Origin of the sequence: Nocardiopsis sp. CNS-639 (assembly GCF_000381685.1) — a bacterium.
In the GTDB taxonomy this organism is placed as follows: domain Bacteria; phylum Actinomycetota; class Actinomycetes; order Streptosporangiales; family Streptosporangiaceae; genus Nocardiopsis; species Nocardiopsis dassonvillei.
Genome location: NZ_KB906858.1, coordinates 393948 through 409940, shown reverse-complemented (window position 1 = coordinate 409940; position 15993 = coordinate 393948). Strand labels below are relative to the sequence as shown.

General features: G+C 76.6%; 12 protein-coding genes. 7 read left to right on the top strand and 5 right to left on the bottom strand.

Annotation, left to right across the window (positions count from 1 at the left end; all coding sequences use genetic code 11):
* Window positions 1-147 precede the first annotated feature (147 nt).
* Complete coding sequence (locus tag G011_RS0111045; RefSeq protein ID WP_231391419.1) at window positions 148-1362, top strand: acetylhydrolase; 1215 nt, start codon at window positions 148-150, stop codon at window positions 1360-1362.
* 87 nt (window positions 1363-1449) lie between these two features.
* Here the strand turns inward: G011_RS0111045 and G011_RS0111040 are convergent, their stop codons facing one another.
* Window positions 1450-2952 carry a cytochrome P450 gene (locus G011_RS0111040; protein ID WP_019608532.1) on the bottom strand — a complete coding sequence of 501 codons (1503 nt, stop codon included), beginning with the start codon at window positions 2950-2952 and terminating at the stop codon, window positions 1450-1452.
* Between the two features lie 615 nt (window positions 2953-3567).
* On the opposite strand from G011_RS0111040, the gene G011_RS0111030 reads away from it, so the two are divergent.
* The 4 genes from G011_RS0111030 to G011_RS0111015 all read left to right on the top strand — a co-directional run bounded on the left by G011_RS0111030 (window position 3568) and on the right by G011_RS0111015 (window position 8917).
* Entirely contained in the window at window positions 3568-4890 is a 1323-nt protein-coding gene (locus G011_RS0111030) for a DUF2786 domain-containing protein (protein WP_019608531.1), read from the top strand.
* A 223-nt stretch (window positions 4891-5113) separates the two neighbouring features.
* Complete coding sequence (locus G011_RS0111025; RefSeq protein ID WP_036552531.1) at window positions 5114-5899, top strand: RNA ligase family protein; 786 nt, start codon at window positions 5114-5116, stop codon at window positions 5897-5899.
* Window positions 5883-7037, top strand: a complete 1155-nt coding sequence (locus G011_RS0111020) for an AAA family ATPase (RefSeq protein WP_019608529.1) — start codon at window positions 5883-5885, stop codon at window positions 7035-7037. The genes G011_RS0111025 and G011_RS0111020 overlap by 17 nt, the downstream gene beginning before the upstream one ends.
* 317 nt (window positions 7038-7354) lie before the next feature.
* Window positions 7355-8917, top strand: a complete 1563-nt coding sequence (locus tag G011_RS0111015) for a hypothetical protein (protein ID WP_019608528.1) — start codon at window positions 7355-7357, stop codon at window positions 8915-8917.
* A gap of 54 nt (window positions 8918-8971) precedes the next feature.
* On the opposite strand, the gene G011_RS0111010 is transcribed toward G011_RS0111015, so the two are convergent.
* Entirely contained in the window at window positions 8972-9427 is a 456-nt protein-coding gene (locus tag G011_RS0111010; RefSeq protein WP_019608527.1) for a GNAT family N-acetyltransferase, read from the bottom strand.
* Window positions 9428-9657: 230 nt separating this feature from the next.
* On the opposite strand from G011_RS0111010, the gene G011_RS30560 reads away from it, so the two are divergent.
* Entirely contained in the window at window positions 9658-11850 is a 2193-nt protein-coding gene (locus tag G011_RS30560; RefSeq protein WP_019608526.1) for a hypothetical protein, read from the top strand.
* Here G011_RS30560 and G011_RS31075 read toward each other — a convergent pair.
* From G011_RS31075 to G011_RS0110990, 3 genes are all read right to left on the bottom strand, one after another.
* Window positions 11814-12152, bottom strand: coding sequence for a hypothetical protein (locus G011_RS31075; protein ID WP_231391425.1), 339 nt, complete (start codon window positions 12150-12152; stop codon window positions 11814-11816). The genes G011_RS30560 and G011_RS31075 overlap by 37 nt on opposite strands.
* 107 nt (window positions 12153-12259) lie before the next feature.
* Window positions 12260-13462 (bottom strand): CaiB/BaiF CoA-transferase family protein, encoded by a 1203-nt coding sequence (locus G011_RS0110995; RefSeq protein ID WP_019608524.1) that lies wholly within the window; start codon window positions 13460-13462, stop codon window positions 12260-12262.
* 57 nt (window positions 13463-13519) lie between these two features.
* Complete coding sequence (locus G011_RS0110990; RefSeq protein WP_019608523.1) at window positions 13520-15013, bottom strand: carboxyl transferase domain-containing protein; 1494 nt, start codon at window positions 15011-15013, stop codon at window positions 13520-13522.
* Window positions 15014-15210: 197 nt separating this feature from the next.
* Here G011_RS0110990 and G011_RS0110985 point away from each other — a divergent pair, with 197 nt between their 5' ends.
* Entirely contained in the window at window positions 15211-15915 is a 705-nt protein-coding gene (locus G011_RS0110985) for a FadR/GntR family transcriptional regulator (protein ID WP_026338210.1), read from the top strand.
* The last annotated feature ends 78 nt before the right edge of the window (window positions 15916-15993 follow it).

Sequence of the window (15993 nt, the reverse complement as noted above, 5' to 3'; positions counted from 1 at the left end):
CTGGTGGGACGCCACGGGGTAGGGCTGTCCCCACCCCCCTCCTCCGGGACACCCCCGGGGAAGGGGGGTGGAGGTCCCGATGGCGCCGGGCGGGCCGCCCTTCCTAGCGTGGGCGGTGACCACGACGGCACCGAACGACGGGACACCATGCCCCCTTCACCGCACCCCTCCCCCTCCTCGCGCGCGCTCCGGTCCGGTACCGCGCTCGCCGCGCTCGCAGCGCTGGCGCTGCCGCTCTCCCTGGCCGCGTCCGGAACGGCCGCGGCCGACACCGGACCTTCCGGCGCCGCCTCCGCCGACACCCTCCGAGCCGCCCTGCCCGAGCCCACCGGGGACCACCCGGTGGGCAGGACGACCCTGCACCTGGTGGACGGGGAGCGCGAGGACGTGTGGGTGGGCGGGCCCCGCCAGCTGATGGTCACCCTGTGGTACCCGGCGCGTGCGGACTCGGGCCGGCCCGCGCCGTACATGACCGAGGCCGAGTCCGCGGCCATGATCGCGGGGCTGGGGCTGGACCTGCCCGCCGACCTCATGCACAGCGGGGTGCGCACCTCCTCCCGCCTGGACGTGCCTCCCGCGCGCACCCGCGACGGGTTCCCGCTGGTGGTGCTGTCCCCCGGCGCGGGGCACAACCGGATCGAGCTGTCCTCGCTGGCCGAGGACCTGGCCAGCCACGGCTTCGTGGTGGCCGGGGTGGACCACGCCCACGAGGCCGCGCCCGTGGAGTTCCCCGACGGGCTGATCACCGAGTGCACCGGGTGCCAGAGCGGCGAGTGGGCCCTGGGTTCGACCAACCGGGCCGAGGACGTCTCCTTCCTCCTGGACCGGCTCACCGGCCCCGACCCCGCGTGGCGGTGGTCGCGGGTCATCGACGCCTCCCGGATCGGGATGGCCGGGCACTCCTGGGGCGGCACGGCCACCGCCGAGACGCTCCGGGCCGAGGAGCGGGTGGACGCCGGGATCAACCTGGACGGCCCCTACTACCCGCCCGCCGTGGAGGAGGGGCTGGACAAGCCGCTGGCGCTGATCGAGAACGGCCAGGGCAACACCTGGGACGGCGTCGAGCAGATGTGGCCGCGCCTGGAGGGCTGGCGGCAGTGGATCCGCATGGAGGGATCGGGGCACTCCAACAGCATCGACCGGGGCGTGCTGGTGGAGCAGCTCGGCCTGACCGGACTCTTCACCCCCGAGCAGTGGCGGAACCTGTACGGCGACGTCGGCGTCGAGCGCGGCCTGGAGCTGGTGCGCACCTACAGCCTGGCGTTCTTCGACCACCACCTGCGCGGCGGGGACCAGCCCCTGCTGGAGGACCCGGAGGCCTTCCACCCCGAACTGGTCGTGGTCGACCCCGACGAGGGGTAGCCGACGCGGGACGGGCCGCCGGTACCGCCGCAACCGGTCGCGGCGGTGTGCGCGCGCCCGAACGCCCGCGGTCGCCCGCGCGGCCGGTCAGTCCCCCGACCGCCAGGCCGCCAGCAACCGCTCCAGGGCGTCGGGGTCGGCGCGTTCCGGCGCGAACGGCGCCTGGTAGCGGGCCCCGGCGCCGCGCGCGACCCCGCGGGACCGCGGGGCAGGGGCGGGCCGCTCCTCCCGTGCCCGCTCGCCGTCCTCCCCCGCCAGGGGCGCCTGGTAGCGCGCCCCGCGCGGGGCGGGCCCGCGCTTCCTGCGCAGACGCCGCGTCACCGGGACCGGGGCGCGCTCGCGCACCGGCGCGTCGGACCCGGCGCGCTCCCCGGTGGCGGTGAACCACACCGGCAGCTCCTCCAGACCGTGCACGGCCAGGGACGCGCGCCAGCGCAGCTCCTCTGGCTCGACGGCCAGGACCATGCCGCGCAGCCGGTCCACGGCGGTGTCGATGGCGGTGCGCGCCAGTTCGCGGGTGAGGCCGGTGGCGGGGCAGCGGTGCGCGCCCGCGCCCCAGGACAGGTGGGAGCGGTCTCCGGCCCGGGCCATCGCGTCGTCGCCGCGGGCCACCGACGGGTCGGTGTGCGCGGAGGCCAACCCCAGCAGCAGCGGCTCGCCCCTGCGGACGCGGACCCCGGAGAAGCTCAGATCCTCGACCGGGTAGCGCCCGCCGAGCACGCGGATCGGGGAGTCGGTCCACATCACGTAGTCGATGAAGTCCTCGGGGGTGAGGGTGCCGCCCAGGTAGGCGGTCCACACGCCCGGGTCCTCCAGCAGCCGGAGCAGGGCGTTGCCGATCAGGTGGGTGGTGGGCTCGTGCCCGGACTCCCACAGCAGCGTCAGCGCCCCCGCCGCCTCGTCGTCGGTGAGCCCGGCGGGGTGGGCGAGCAGCCAGCCGGCCATGTCCTGTCCGGGGTCGGCGCGTTTGCGCGCGACCAGGCCCGCGAAGTAGGAGCGGACCGCGGTGGCGGCGGGACCGGCCCGGTCGGGTTCGCCGCTCCACAGCCGCGGGGCCAGGTCGGCCAGCAGGCGGCCGTAGGCGTCGGGCAGTCCGAAGAGCTCGTTGAGGACCAGGGCGGGCAGCGGGGCGGCGAACCCGCCGATGAGGTCGGCGGCGCCGTCGGCCGCGACCCGGCCGAGCAGGTGCACGGCGGCGCGTTCGACCACGGGGACCAGACGGGGCGTGTCCACCCTGGCCAGGGTGTCGGCGACGGCCGCGCGCAGCCGCCGGTGCTCCTCGCCGTCGCGGGCCAGGGCGGCGCTGCGGGCGGGCGCGGAGTCCTCGGCGCCCCACGGGCGCGGGTCGGCGGAGAAGAGGGTGTGGTCGCGCAGCGCCTGGAGGTTCTCCCGGTAGCCGAGCAGGAGCCATCCCGGCACGCCCGGGCCCACCTCGACCGGGACCAGGCCGCCGTGGCGGTCGCGCAGCGCGTCCCAGGGCGTGTCGGCGCCGGTGTCCCCGTGCGGGGGGAGGGCGACCGGGCAGCGGGCGCCGCCGGTTCCCGCTGACGGGGGGTCGTCGCGGCCGTCGGTCCCGGTTCCCTGGCGCATGGAGACTCCTCAGTGGCTGCGGATGCGAGGCGACGGTACGCGCCCCGTGTTTCCGCCGTGCTTCGGACAGGAAAGCTCCGCCTTTCCGGACGGGGCACCCGGTGCCACGGAGCGCCAAGGCGGGATTACCGCTCACGGCGCCCAGAGGAGCAGGTGTCGGCGCACCGGTGACGTTCACGCCCCTTCCTCCCGGCCGGGCGCCCCGCTCCGGTGGCGCGTGTCGGACCCGGTTCTCCCCCGCGGTCGAGGAGCGTCTTCGGTCCCTCGCTCCTGCGGGCGCGGCGGGCGAAGGGATGTCCGTGCTTCCCCCGCCGAGGAGTGTCCGGCCCCGCCCCGGCACCGGCTGCGGTGGAGCGCCTTCGGGCCTTCACCCCTGCGGGCGAGGAGGCGAAGGGGTGTCCGTATCTCCCCACGCCGAGGAGTGTCCGGCCCCGCCCCGCCCCGGCAGCGGCAACGGCAACGGCAGCGGCAGCGGTGGCGGTGGCGGTGGCGTACTCCCCCGCGCCGGGGAGTGTCCCCCGCCACCGTCCTGCGGGGCTCGCGCCCGCCCGCCGCGGACCCGCCGGTCGGTAGGATGGCCTGCTGGTCGCACACCAGCGCCGAACGGAGGACCACGTGGGCAAGAAGGGCCGCGGGCGACAGCGCGGCGGGGACCGCCGCACGGCCGGGCAGGGCGCCCAGCCCTGGGCCGGTCCCGCGCCCGGGGACTCCCCCGAGCAGGTCGTCTCGGAGGCGGTCGACGCGCTGGTGCTCAGCCGGGAGGGCGGCGGCGTGGACCTGGCCGCCGCGCGGCTGGCCGACGCCGAGGACCCGGCGCGGGCCGGGGCGGCGGACCGCGCCGTCCGCGACGCCCTCCTGGCGGGGGTGGCCTCGGCGTGGGCGCGCGGGTGGCAGCCCGCCGAGACGGTCCGCCAGGCGGGCCGCGTACTGGACCCGGTGGCGGCGTCGGTGTGCGCCGACGCGGTGACGGCCGACCTCGACCGCCACTCCCCCGACACGGTGGACCCGCGCTGGACCGCGCAGGTGCGCGAACTGGGCGCCGCCCCGGCCTGGGGCGGCACAGGGGACTACCTGGCGCACGTGGGCGCCGGGCACGGGCTGCTGCGCTTCGAGGCGGTGGAGACGGCTCTGCGGCTGCTGGCCGCGCTGCGCGTGCTGCCGCCGCTGCACCGGCTGTGCCCGCCGCCGGGGGCGTTCCGTCCGCGGCCCGAGGGCTCCGCGCGGACCCCGGAGGCGGTGGACCAGGGCAAGCTGGCCCGCGTGCGCGCGCTGCTGGCCAAGGCCGAGTCCACGGAGTTCCCCAGCGAGGCGGAGGCGCTGAGCGCCCGCGCGCAGGAGCTGATGGCCCGGCACAGCATCGACCGCGCCCTGCTGGCCGAGGAACCCGGGCAGGCGTCGGAGGCCGCCTCGGGGCGGCGGCTGCCGGTGGACGCGCCCTACGACGAGCACAAGGCGGTGCTGCTGCACGAGGTCGCCGAGGCCAACCACTGCCGGGCCGTGTGGGACCGGGAACTGGGGCTGTGCACGGTGATGGGCTTCCCGGGCGACGTGGAGGCGGTGGACCTGATGTTCACATCGCTGCTGGTGCAGGCCGAGACGGCGATGCGGGTCAGTGGTTCGGTGCGCGACCGGTCCGGCAGGGCGGCGGGCAGGGCCTTTCGCGCCTCGTTCATGTCCGCGTTCTCGGTGCGGGTGGGTGAGCGGCTGGTGGAGTCGGCGCGCTCCGCCGAGGAGGCCGCCGCGGCCGAGACCGGGACGGATCTGGTTCCGGTGTTCGCCGCCCGAGAGCGCGAGGTGGAGGCGGCCGTGGCCGAGGCCTTCGGCGAGCTGACCTACTCGCGGGTGCGCGGGCCCGCCAGCGAGGACGGCTGGTACGAGGGCCTGGCGGCGGCCGACGCCGCGTCCCTGGGCGCGCACCGCCGCGTCGCGGACCGCTGAGCCCGCCGCGACACCGCCGGGAGGCCGGTGCCCTCGGTCGGACCGGGCGGCGGAGCGGCTGGGGCGACCGGTGGGACGGTGCGACCGACACGGGAGGACCGGCCCTCCAGGGCGGCTGACGCGACCGGGCGGCCAGCGCCGCAGGACGCACGGCGCGGCCCCGGCGGCCGACGCGGCGAAAACCGGTGGCCGCGCGACCGGACGAACCGGTACAACCGTGGCCATGCGCAAGTACCCGCGGACCCGGCACATCCGGGGCTCCCGCCTCCAGAGGGGCGACCACGACCTGGCGGCCGTGCCCTTCTCCGCGCTGGCCGGACGCCACCTGGTGGTGGAGGAGAAGCTGGACGGCGCCAACGCCGGGATCAGCTTCGGCCCCGGCGGCGAGCTGCGCCTCCAGAGCCGGGGCCACTACCTCACCGGCGGCCCCCGCGAGCGGCACTTCGCCCCGTTCAAGGCCTGGGCGGCGACCGTGGCTCCGCTGCTGCGGCCGCGCCTGGGCGAGCGGTACGTGCTGTACGGGGAGTGGCTGTACGCCAAGCACACCGTGTTCTACGACGCGCTGCCGCATCTTTTCTGCGAGTTCGACGTCCTCGACACCCGCGAGGACGTGTTCCTGTCCACGCCGCGCCGCCGGGAGCTGCTGGAGGGCGTTCCGGTGGTGTCGGTGCCCGTGCTGCACGCCGGTCCGCTGGAGCGGTTGGCGGACCTGACCCGCCTGGTGGGCCCCTCCACCTGCCGCACCCCCGGCTGGCGCGGGGCCCTGGCCGAGGCGGCGGGGGCGGCGGGCGCCGACCCCGGCCGCGCCCTGGCCGAGAGCGACGGCTCCGACCTCATGGAGGGGCTCTACGTCAAGGTCGAGGAGGGCGGCCGCACGGTGGACCGGTACAAGTGGGTGCGCCCGGGGTTCACCTCCGCCGTCCTGGACTCGGGAACGCACTGGCTGGACCGGCCGCTGATAGCGAACGGGCTGGCCGATCCGGAGGTGCTCTATGCGGGTGTTCGCTGAGCTGTGCCCGGCGCCGCCGCGCTGGGACCTGGACTGGGCGCGGGTGCGCGAGGCCCTCCCGTGGGTGCGCGACCTGGCCGGGGTGGAACAGGATCCGGTGCACCACGCCGAGGGGGACGTGGAGACGCACACCCGCATGGCGTGCGAGGCGCTGGCCGAGCTGCCCGCGTGGCGGTCCCGCCCCGCCGCGGAGCGGGAGCGGCTGTTCGCCGCCGTGCTGCTGCACGACGTCGCCAAACCGCTGTGCACCCGCCGGGAGGAGGACGGCCGGGTGACCGCGCACGGCCACTCGCGGCGCGGGGACCTCCTGGCGCGCCGGCTGCTGTGGGAGGCCGCGGCCGAACCCGGGGCCGCCTCCTCGCCGCTGGAGGCGGTGCGCTGGCGCGAGCACGTGGCGGCCCTGGTGCGCCACCACCAGGTGCCGTTCTGGGCGCTGGAGCGCCCGGACCTGCGCCGCATCGCGTTCCGGGTGAGCCTGGTGGCGCGCAACGACGACCTGGTGCTCCTGGCCACCGCCGACATCCTGGGCCGCCGCTGCGGCGACACCGCGGAGGTCCTGGAGAACATCGGGCTGTACGGCGAGTACTGCCGGGAACAGCGGTGCCTGGACCGGCCGAGGGGGTTCCCCTCCGACCACGCCCGGTTCTGGTTCTTCCGCAAGCCCGACCGCGACCCGGACTACGCCGCCCACGACGACACCCGGATGACGGTGACCGTCATGTCGGGGCTGCCGGGTGCGGGCAAGGACACCTGGATCGCGCGCGAGCGGCCGGGCGTGCCGGTGGTGAGCCTGGACGCGCTGCGCGCCGAGCTGGGCGTGCGCCCGACCGCCGACCAGCGGCCGGTGGCGGCGGCCGCGCACGCGCGCGCCCGCGAGCACCTGCGCGCGGGGCGGTCGTTCGTGTGGAACGCCACCAACGTCTCGCGGTCGCTGCGCGACCAGTGCGTGGATCTGGCGGCCGCCTACCGGGCGCGCGTGGAGATCGTCTCGGTCGAGGCCCCGCCCCGGGTGCTGCGGGCCCGCCTGGACCGCAGGCGGGCGCCGGTCCCGGCCGCCGCCGTGGAGCGCCTGGTACGGCGCTGGGAGTGCCCGGACCCGACCGAGGCGCACCGGCTCCTGCGGTGGACCAGCGCCTGAGGCTCCGCCGGGCCGGGAGCCGGAGGCCGGTCGGCGGCCTCCTCGGCCCCGGGCAGCCTCCGTCTGGCGGGGGGCCAAGAGCGAGAATCGGTCGGGGTCTCCTCGGACCCGGACCGTCTCCGCCGGGCAGGGGACGGCCCCGCGGGTGCGAGCGGCCCCGGACCGGCGCTTCGGCGTGCGGAGGCGGCCTCCTCCCCCGCTTCGGACGGCCTTCGCCGGGGGCGAGGGGTGATTTCGGCGTTCTTCCGCGCGGGCCCGCGCCCCGCGGTTAGTCTGATCCCGTTTCAGCGGCTCACGGCACTTCGGGTGGTATGTCAATGACTGAGCGCATCTACTCCGCCGTGCACGCGTGCCTGGACTGGACCGGGACCATCGAGCCCCGGCCCGTCCTGAACACCGACAGCCTGCTCTTCCTGCTGGCCGCCCACCTGGACGCCGGCGCACCCGACACCGGGGACTGGTCCACCGCCGACGTCCACGACATCGCCCGTACCGTCCGCGACTGGGACAGTGTGCCCGACGACCTCAGGGACACCTGGCTGACCTGGTGCGACTTCCTGGTCGACCAGGACCGGTTACTGTCCGCGGAGAGCCCGCGCCGCCTGCGCGCCGCCATCGCCACGGTCGACCTGGCGCCCGGCGGTCCGCCGCCGCCCGAGGACCGGACCGACAGTGCCGCCCTACCGCTCCTGGACCGGCTCGGCGTCGGCGGGGACGGCGTTCCCGAGGCGCTGCCGACGGTCGTCCCGACGGATCCGGCCGTCCTGGACGCGGCGGCGCGCCGGTGCAGCCCCCTGTCCGACGCCGCGCGGCTGGCGGCGTGGACGGGCGGGGGAAGGCCCCTGTGCGCCGAGGGGGACGACGCCCTCACCCCGGACGACACCGCCCGGGCCGCCGCCGACCTGGGGGTCGCGCCCGCGAGGGTGGCCGCGCTGTTCACCGTGGCCAGGGACGCGGGTCTGCTGCGCACCACCTACACCCGGGTTCTGCCGGGCCGGGCGGCGCGGGCCTGGCGGGACGGTGTGCCGGGGGCGGCCGCCGACGCCTGGGCCGACGCCCTGCTGGCCATGACCGACCTGCGCGGGGTCACGGCGTTCCTGCTGCTCACCGACCTGTTCGTGCACGGGGACGCGCGCACGCCCGCGCAGCTGGTGGCCGTGTACGGGCCCGGGATCGCCCTGCGCGGGGAGGACCCGGTGGAACACGTGCGCCAGGTGCTGGAGACGCTGGAGGGCCTGGGCGCGGTCCGCCGGGTCGGCGGCGGCCGGTTCCGCGTCACGGGCCTCGGCGACCACTTCATGGTGCGCCAACTGCGCCAGACCGGGGCCGACATCGCGCTGGCCCGGCCCCTGTCCGGTATGGACGCCGAGGAGGTGCTCGCCCTGGCGGAGCGGGGCCGTCCGGTGGACACCGAGCGCCTGCTGGAGCGGTGGGTGGCCGCCCGCGACACCGAGAGCGCGGTGTGCGGCCTGTTGGAGGCCTGCGACGCCCCCGGTTCCTGGCGCCTGCGTGAGCGGGTGGCCCGGGTGCTCGCCTCCCTGGAGGAGGACCTGTCCCCGGTGCTGGATCTGTACGTGCACCACCCCGTCCTGGGCGGGTGGGCCCGGCGGCTGCGCGGCGGGGCCGCGGGGGCTCCCACGTCGCACCAGGAGGTCTGGGCGGTGCTGGACGACTACGCGATCCTGCTGGAGGGCGGCGGGCTCCTGCCCGGCCGGGACCGGGACAGGTACGCCGGATGCGCGGAGCGGTTCGTCCGCACCGTGTGGCTGACGGGCCACCCGGCCTCGGACACGGTGCTGGACCTGCTGGCGGAGGGGGCGCTGGGCGCGCCCCTGGCCGAGGCCGCGCAGCGACTGCGCCCCGCCCCGGTCACCCCCTGAGCGGTGTCCCCTCCCCCGCCCCGGGCCGGGGCGGGAGGACGGGCGTGCGCCGGCTCAGGCCTTGACGACCAGTTCGTGGACGAGCGTCTCGACGCCGGGCAGCGGGACGCAGTCGCGCTCGGGCACCCGCTCGAAACCGCGGGCGCGGTAGACGTACTGGGTCGAGACCATCTCGGGCAGGGTGGCCACCAGCAGTCGGGAGACCCCCTCCTCACGGGCGCGGTCGACGAGCGCGTTGACCAGGTCGCGCCCCACGCCGCGCCCCCGTGCCTCGGGAGCGACGGCGAAGGCGCGGATCTCGGCCTCGTCGGCGTTGCGGGCGATCTCGCTCTCCGGAGACCAGGGCTCGAACACGGCCGTCCCCAGGAGCCGGTTCTCGTCGGCGGCGACCAGGATCTCGCCGCGGCCGTCCGTGCCCAGGAGCCGGAGCGTTTCGACGTAGGCCGGGTTCACGTCCATGAGGCCGTCGGCCGTGTAGGCCGTCAGGCGCAGCTCACTGACGGCGTTCATCTCATCAGGAAGTACTCGACGCACGATCATGGACGTCATTCAACATGATGGGAGGGCTCCCCGCCGTTGATCGCCGCACCACCCGGAGCGTCGAAAACGTCACCGTGAGTGACTCTTTACGGAGGTTTATCCCCCGCTCCGGACACGCCGGGCGCCCCGGGCGGAGTTGTCCACAGGCCTCCGGCGGCGCGGCCGCGATCGTGCCACCCTTCTGGTGAGGGGAGGTGCCCATGCCCGACCACACCAGCGGGGAACCCGTTCCGACACCGACCGTCCGCGTCTTCAGCGGCTCCGCGGCGCTGGCCGCTGGGGGATGCCCGGCGCACCGCCGGTTCAGCGCCGACCCGTCCCTCGGCGCGGACCCGCCTCCGCGCGACACTCCCGGGGCGGTTCTGGACGCCGTCCTGGACCTGGTCGAGCACGCGGGCATGGCGCTGGAGGAGGCCTGCGCACGCCTGTCCGCCCCGAAGGGGCCGGGTCGCGCCCTCCCGGGTGGGCGCCTCGCGCCGCCGCACCCGGGGCTGCTGGTCTGGGTCCGGCACGCCGCGCGGTGCTACCTGGAGGCCCTGGCCGGGGACGGCGGGCGCGACGGCCCGCACCGCGCGCCGGTGTTCGACTTCTGGGTCCGCCAGTACCTGCCCGTGCCCGGCTCCCCCAACTCCCGGCCCTACGAGCTGTGCGCCCGGGGCCGCAGGTACGCCTACGCACAGGGGTCGGAGCGGGTGCGGGAGCTGCGCATCCCGGTCGCGGGCGCGGCCGGTGGGCAGGCCCGACCACGGGCGGAGGTGGCGGTGGCCGCGTACGTGCTCGCCACCGGGACCCCGGTGGACCGCGACGCCTGCGCGGCACGGCCCGGGCGGTACCGGGGCGGCGCCCCCTACCCGATGCGCGGGCACCGCGGCGGCGCCGACGCCCGGCCTCCGGACCGGGTGCGCGTGGTGGAGACCTCCTGTCTGGACTCCTCCACCGCCGTCCTCTACGACGGTTCGGCCGCCGAGGCCGGGGAGGCCTTCGCCTCTACCGGCCGCGAGGGGCTGCGCTCGGCCCTGGTGGGCGGGGCCCGCTCCCCCGGCCGGGACTGCCTGGCCTGTGCGGGGCGCCCCGGATGCGGTCGGCTGCCGCGCGCGCCGGGGCTGCTCGGCACGGGCGGCGGACCGTGGCCCCGGCGCTCCTGGTCGGTCTCCCTGGGGCTGCGCCACCGGGACTGTCCCGCCCGGGCGCACTTCCACGCCCTGGGCCTGCCCGCGGACCCCGGTGCCGAACCGGCGCGGCTGCGGCGCGACCGCGCCGTGCGCGCCTGGCTGGAGCGACTGCACCGGCGCCTGCCCCGAAGGCCCTGCACGGCCGGGGACCTGCCCGGGGACCGTTCGTCCTGGTCCGCCGGGAGGTGGCGGTTGGAGGGCGGGCAGGCGCGTCTGGGGGCCGCCATGATCGCCGCGCACGTCGGGGTCTGTCCGCTGCGCGGGCTGGCCTCGGGCAGCCACGTGCGGGTGGGCCACAGGCTGGCCGCCGACGACACGCGGGCCGACGTCCTGGTTCTGGCCAGGGCCGAGGTGCTCCACCACCGGGGCCGGTCCTGGGTCCACCGCTCCGTCACCACCACCGACGACGACGTACCAGCCCCGGCGGGGGACGGATGCGCTCCGACGGGGGACGGGCCCGCTCCGGCGGAGGCCCGGCCTTCCCCGGGCGGGAACGCACTCCTCGGGGAGGAGGGCGCGCTCTCCCCAGGCGATCACGCACCCTCCCCGGGCGAAGGGCCACTGCCCCGGGACCACGGCACGTCCGGTCCGTGCGGGGGCGCCTCGCCCCCGCCGAACGGCGGCGCACCCGCTTCAGGCGAAGGCACGCCCTCCCCGGGCGATGACACGCTCCTCCCCGCCGGGGACACGCTGTTCGGAGACGGGGGTGCGGGCCCCGCGAGCGGCGGCAGGCCCCTCCCGGGCGGGAACGCTCCCTGCCGGAACGGGGGCGCTGCTCCCGCCCTCGCCGGAGGCGCGCTCTTCGGGGACGAGGAGGCGCTGCTGGCGGCGGAGCCCCGGCTGGCCCTGGCGGTGGGGCTCTTCGCCTGCGGCGCCCTGCCGGCGGGCCCGGACTCGGCCGTGGAACTGGAGGTCCTCAGTCCCCGGGGCGCGTCCGTACGGTCGCTGGACCCGGGGTCGGCACGGGTCCGGGCCCTGGCCCGGCGGGTGGTGCACGAACTCGCCGGACCCTGGCACGGCGACACCTCCCACCCGCCCGCTCCGGGCGGGGCCTGCCTGGACTGCCCCTACCGGCGCTGGTGCCCGGCGACCGGTGTTCCCGACTCCCTCCACACCCAGGGCGCACGGGCCCGGAACCCCCGAGACGGCGCCGGTCCCGGCCCCGTGCGCGACCCTCCGCCGGGTCAGGCCGCCGGTTCGCCCTCCTCGGCGAAGCGATAGGCGCTGGCCTGGAGCTCCCAGGGCTCACGGTAGAGCCCGTCGGCGGCCAGCAGGTCGGCGTGGCCGCCCTGTTCCACCACCCGGCCCCGGTCGAGCACGACGATGTGGTCGGCCGTGCGCAGGGTGACGAGGACGACGGCGGCACCGGTGCGTCCGGCGTGGGCGTGCGGGGAGGAGGAGAAGGCGTGCTCGGCGCGCGCGTCCAGCGCGACGGTGGGCTCGTCGGCGGTGTGCCGGACCGGCGCCGCGTCCAGCAGCACCAGGGAGGGCAGAGCGCCCAGGACACGTTCAGGGGTGGGCACGGCGGGAGAAGAGCGCGCCGAGGGGCCACGACGCCGGACGGCCGCGCCGGTGCCCGAGGGCTCCGGCTCGGCCGTCCGCATGGCTGTCGCGGTGGTCGGCGCGCGGTCTATCCGGCCGCTTGGGTCTCGACCTCGTCGAGCCAGGCCCGCACCGCGTCGTTGTGCTCGCCCAGGGCGGGCGGCGGCAGGTGGCCCGTGCCGGAGGGCTGCGGCGCCTCGTCGTCCACGGGGTCGAAGCGCAGCGCGGACCCGGGCAGCTCGATCGGGCCGAGCACCGGGTGCTCCACCTTCAGCAGCAGCCCCTGGGAGCGCGTCTGCTCCCACTCGTAGACCTGGTCGATGGTGCGCACCGCGCCGCAGGGCACCCCCACCTCACCGATCCGGCGCAGCCACTCGTCGCGCGTGCCCTGGCCCAGCACGGCCTCCACCTCGGCGATCAGCTCCTCGCGGTGCTCCACCCGGGAGGCGTTGTCGGCGAACCTGGGATCGCGGGGGTCCAGGCCGAGCAGTCCGGCGAAGCGCTCCCACTGCGCCTCGCCGCCCACCGCCACCTGGAGCATGCCGTCCATGCAGGCGAAGGCGCCGTAGGGGGCGATGGAGGGGTGCTGGTTGCCCAGGGCGGTGGGCACCTCGCGCCCGACCGTCCACCGGGTTCCCTGGAAGGCGTGCACGCCCACGATCGAGGACAGCAGCGAGGTGCGCACCACCCGGCCGCGCCCGGTGCGCTCGCGCTCCAGGAGCGCGGCGAGCACTCCCTGGGCACCGTTCATCCCCGCGAGCAGGTCGCCGATGGCCACGCCCGTCTTGGTCGGTTCCTTGGGCGAGGGGCCGGTCAGGCTCATCAGACCGGCCTCGCCCTGGGCGATCTGGTCGTAGCCCGCCCGTCCGCCCTCCGGGCCGTCGTGCCCGAACCCGCTGATGGAGCAGACCACCAGGCGGGGGTTGAGCTCCTCCAGGCGGCTGGCGGGGAACCCGAGCCGGTCCAGGACGCCGGGGCGGAAGTTCTCCACCAGGACGTCGGCGGCGCGCACGAGCCGGGTCAGCTGCTCCACGCCGTCCTCGGACTTCAGGTCCAGTTCGATGGACTCCTTGTTGCGGTTGCAGGACAGGAAGTAGGTGCTGACGCGCTCCTCCTCCGGCCCGACGAACGGCGGGCCCCACCCGCGCGTCTCGTCCCCCCTGCCGGGCTGCTCGACCTTGATCACCCGCGCGCCGAGGTCTCCCAGCAGCATGGCCGCGTGCGGTCCGGCCAGCGCCCGTGACAGGTCGATGACCACGATCCCCTTGAGCGGCCCTTGCGAGCGGTCCACGTTCCCTACCTCCTGGTGATTGGTACTGCTCCGGTGTTCGTGTCCTGGGCGGTGCGCTCAGGGCGCGGCGTACAGGCGGCGGTAGCGCGCGGCGCGTCCCGCGGGCGGTTCGGCGTCACCGCTCGGCTGCACCGCGGCGAGTTCGCGGGCGATCGCCTCCCCCATGCGCGCGCAGAACGCGCCGTCCTCGTCGGCCGCGTCGCCGAACTCGGGGACCACCCGGTCCACGAGTCCGCGGGCTCGCAGGTCGGCGGAGCCGATGCCCTGGGCCTCGGCCAGCTCCCCGGCGCGGTCGGGGGTGCGGTGGACGATCGCGCTGGCCCCCTCGGGCGGCAGCGGGGCGAGCCAGGCGTGCTGGGCGCACAGGACGCGGTCGGCGGGCAGGAGCGCGATCGCGCCTCCGCCGGTGCCCTCCCCCAGCAGGACCGAGACGGTGGGGGCGGCCAGGGAGGTCATCTCGGCCAGGCAGCGGGCGATCTGACCGGCCGTTCCCCGCTCCTCGGCGTCGGCGGAGAGCGCGGCGCCGGGGGTGTCGATGACGGTGACCAGGGGCAACCGCAGTTCGGCGGCCAGGCGCATGCCCCGGCGGGCCTCGCGCAGAGCGTCCGGTCCCATGGGCCGTTCGGCGCTCTGGCGGGAGCGGTCCTGGCCGACCAGGACGCAGGGCCTGCCGCCGAACCGGGCCAGCGCGGTGACCAGGGCGGGGGAGGACTCGCCCTCGCCGCTGCCGCGCAGGCGCACCACGTGGCTGGCCGCGTGCCGGAGGAGTTCGCGCACGCCGGGGCGCTCCTTGCGACGGGAGCGGGTCACCGAGTCCCAGACGGGGGCGGGGGAGTCGGGTTCGGCTGGCGGCGGCGGGGGCGTGGCGGGGGCCGGGCGGTCGAGCAGGACGTGGAGGGCGAGCCCGGCGGCGTCCCTGAGCTGGTCGGGGGGCAGGACGGCGTCGACGAGGCCGTGCCGCTGGAGGTTCTCCGCGCGCTGGACGCCCTCGGGGAACGGTGCGCCGTGCAGCGCCTCGTAGACGCGGGGGCCCAGGAAGCCGACGAGCGCTCCGGGTTCGGCGGCGGTGAGGTGGCCGAGCGACCCCCAGGAGGCCAGGACGCCTCCGGTGGTGGGGTGGCGCAGGTAGACAAGGTAGGGCAGTCCGGCGGCCTTGTGCGCGGTGACGGCGGCGGTGATCGCCGCCATGGCCACGAAGGCGGGGGTGCCCTCCTGCATGCGGGTGCCGCCCGAGGCCGGGGCGGCCAGCAGGGGGAGCCGCTCGGCGGTGGCGCGTTCGACGGCGGCGACGATGCGCGCGGCTGCGGCGAGCCCCACGGACCCGGCGAGGAAGCCGAACTCGCTGGCCACGACGGCGACCCGGCGGCCGTGCAGCCGCCCCTCCCCCGTCAGGGCCGCCTCGTCGCATCCGGTGGCGGCCCGCGCCCGGGTGAGCGCGTCGGCGTAGGCGGGGTCGGGGTCCACGTCCAGGGGCGCCTCGTCCCAGGAGACGTGGGATCCCGCGTCGAGCGTGCGGTCCAAAAGCTCCCGGGCGGTGTCGCGGGTCTCCACAGCAACCTCCAAATGGTTCAGTGGCTAGGCCACTAGGCCTCACGTCAGGGTGGCACGAAATCACACGTTTTGTGAAGCCCCCGTCGCACCCGATCGCGGGGAGGTCCGATGCGCCGATCCCGGGAGTCCGCCGACGGGATGCTCTAGCCTGGAAGTCCCTCAGCACAGTCAGATCCGAGGATCAGGAGCCAGCGAGCGTGCCTACCAAGCCCCGACCCCGGCCCCCGGCGCGCCCGCGCCTGTACGAGCAGCTCGTGGAGCGTCTCGTGGAACACATGCGGGACGCCGGTCTGGGCGTGGGCGACCGCCTCCCGCCCGAGCGCGAACTGGCCGTCGCGCTGGAGGTGAGCCGGGCCTCGGTGAGCCAGGCGCTGGTGGCGCTGGAGGTCCAGGGGGTCATCGAGGTGCGGCACGGGGACGGCGCGATCATCCGCCAGACCGTCTCCGAGCAGGGAGTCCTCGCCCTCCTGCGCGACCGGGCCAACCGGCGCGCGGAGATCATCGAGGCCCGTCAGGCGCTGGAGGTCAAGCTGACGGAGCTGGCCGCCGTACGCCGCACACCCGAGGACCTGGTCGCGATCGACGCCGCCCTGGAGCTGATGCGCCAGGAGGTGGCCAACGGCGACCGCGGTGTCACCGGCGACGAGCGCTTCCACGCGGCGATCACCACGGCCGCGCGCTCGCGCCTGCTGGCGCGGATGATGAACGAGATCGCCCCGATGATCCGGGAGACCCGCCTGGAGTCGCTGTCACAGCCGGACCGGCCCCGGGCCTCGCTCGACGGGCACGAGCGCATCGCCTCGGCCATCCGCTCGGGCGACCCCAAGGCGGCCGCCGACGCGATGCGCGACCACCTCCTGCTGGTCTCCGCCGTCAACGGGGCCGACCCGGTCACCCCCTGAACCGGCCCAGTGGCGCACAGGACAGGCCTTCGAGCCACCTGGGCGCCGCCGCCCCGGTCACGGGGTGACGGAGGCGGG